Origin of the sequence: Serratia sp. ASV30 (assembly GCF_016428815.1) — a bacterium.
GTDB classification, from domain to species: domain Bacteria; phylum Pseudomonadota; class Gammaproteobacteria; order Enterobacterales; family Enterobacteriaceae; genus Chania; species Chania fonticola_C.
Genome location: NZ_JAELTL010000130.1, coordinates 1 through 2,306, shown reverse-complemented (window position 1 = coordinate 2,306; position 2,306 = coordinate 1). Strand labels below are relative to the sequence as shown.

1 protein-coding gene is annotated in these 2,306 nt (G+C 56.2%); it reads left to right on the top strand.

The window, feature by feature from the left end; all coding sequences use genetic code 11:
- Nucleotides 1–157: 157 nt before the first annotated feature.
- Nucleotides 158–2,306 (top strand): Ig-like domain-containing protein (locus JHD74_RS25645; RefSeq protein WP_233169686.1); only part of this gene is annotated, 2,149 nt, incomplete at its 3' end.

The following is a 2,306-nucleotide window of genomic DNA, read 5'->3' as shown; positions in this document are numbered from 1 at the left end:
CCCCCCCCCCCCCCCCCCCCCCCCCCCCCCCCCCCCCCCCCCCCCCCCCCCCCCCCCCCCCCCCCCCCCCCCCCCCCCCCCCCCCCCCCCCCCCCCCCCCCCCCCCCCCCCCCCCCCCCACCACCCCTTTTTTAGTTGGCATCGTCGGCAGCGTCAGATGTGTATAAGAGACAGCATCATTCAGGAAGGAGACGCTAAAGCCAGTATCATTATTGAGGATTACTTCAATGGTGAAGCCAACAATCCGGTACTGCTAGGAATGGCGGAAGATGGGCAATTATATGCTTATGTCCCGCTGTCAGGTGAAGGCTACGAACATGGCTATCTGACTAGTGAAGGTGATCTGTCACCAGCTGCTTTAGGAGGCCCCGCTTTAGGCCGCGGCAAGGATATATTTACTTCCTCAGATAACAATCATGATGCCTTGTTTGGCCTGCTCGGTTGGGTTGCTGCTGCAACAGCGATCGGTGCTGGCGCAGCTATTGCCTATCATAACAGCAGCAACGGTGATAATAACCACGTTGATACCACTCCTCCTGCGACACCTGCCATCGGCCAGGCGCTGGATCAAACGGGTGCCATTAAAGGGGTGATTAAAAACGGTAGCGTAACGGATGAAACCCGTCCGGTCCTGAGTGGCAAGGGTGACGCTGGTGATATCATCACGGTATATGACAATGGTAAAACCATTGGCAGCGTGGTGGTTGACGGTAAAGGTAACTGGACATTTACACCTGGCACGGCTCTGGGTGAGGGTTCGCACCAGTTGGTGATCACCGCGACTGATCCGGCTGGCAATATCAGTTCGCCTTCTGATCCCCTGAATTTCAACGTCGATACCATCGCACCAGATGCCCCAACCCTCCAGCACATTATGGATAAAGTGGGGGCGATCGTCGGCGAAATCCAACCTGGCGACGTGACCGACGACCAACGCCCCGAGTTGAGTGGGAACGGTGAAGCTGGCAGCAAGATCACCATTTATGACAACGGAGCCGTGATTGGTGAAACCGAAGTCAATGGAGATGGCCGCTGGTTCTTTAAACCTGGCCAGGCGCTGACCGACGGCAGCCATACTCTGACCCTTTCCCAGACCGATCCGGCTGGCAACCAGAGTAAACAGTCTGATGGCTTGACCTTCACGGTTGATACCCAAATTCCTCACCAGCCGTCTATCGGCAGCATTCTTGACAATACTGGCAGCATCACCGGCCCGTTGACCAATGGTAGCGTAACGGATGAAACTCAACCGCAACTGAACGGTGTGGGTGAGCCAGGTAACATCATCATCATTTCCGACAATGGAAAACCGATAGGTTCTACCGTAGTTGACGATCAGGGCAAGTGGAATTATGCCGTTGATGAACCCCTTAATGAGGGCAGCCACCAGTTAACTGTGACTGAGGTCAATAAGGCTGGCAATGCCAGCGAGCCATCCAGCCCGATTGTGATCGTAGTCGATACCACTGCACCAGGGAAACCAGATGTAGCGCATGCTCAGGACAATACTGGGCCGATCACCGGAGCCATCATCAACGGCGCTTCCACCGACGAAACGCAGCCGCAGTTGAGCGGTGTGGGTGAACCAGGTAACACGATCACCATCTATGACGGCGGTGAAAAAATCGGTTCCGTAGTGGTGGGTGACAACGGCAAGTGGAGCTTTACACCCGATGTTCCGTTAACTGAAGCCGAGCACAGCATTACGGTGACAGAAACCGATCCTGCTGGTAATGAAAGCGCACCATCCGAATCATTAAACTTTACCGTCGATACCATGCCACCGCTGGTAGGCCCAGAACATCTGGCCATTACCGCGGTGGAAGATCGTGTGGGTGATCTCCAAGGTACTGTTGACAGCGGGGCCGTCACCGATGATAGCCAGCCGGTGATCAGTGGTATCGGCACCGCCGGTGACACTATTTTTGTCTACACCACAGACAGCGCCGGTTATCATGCGATTGGCAGTGCGGTAGTTAAGGCCGATGGCACCTGGAGCATGACTCCTGAATTGCCTCTGCTGGAAGGCGACAACAAACTGGCGATTATTGCTCAGGATCCAGCAGGCAACCGTACCGGCCTTTCTTCTCCGAGCTATGACATCAGCCTGTTTATTCCTGTGTCATCCGAACCTGCGATCACCAGCGTGGTGGACAACGTCGAGCCGCATGTGGGTCCATTGCAGAAAGGGGATGTCACCAACGACAATACCCCGACCCTGAGCGGCAGCGCGGAAGCGGGCAGCATGGTGACCGTTTATGACAACGGCCAGGCCATTGGCTCCACCACGGCCGATGCCAACGGCA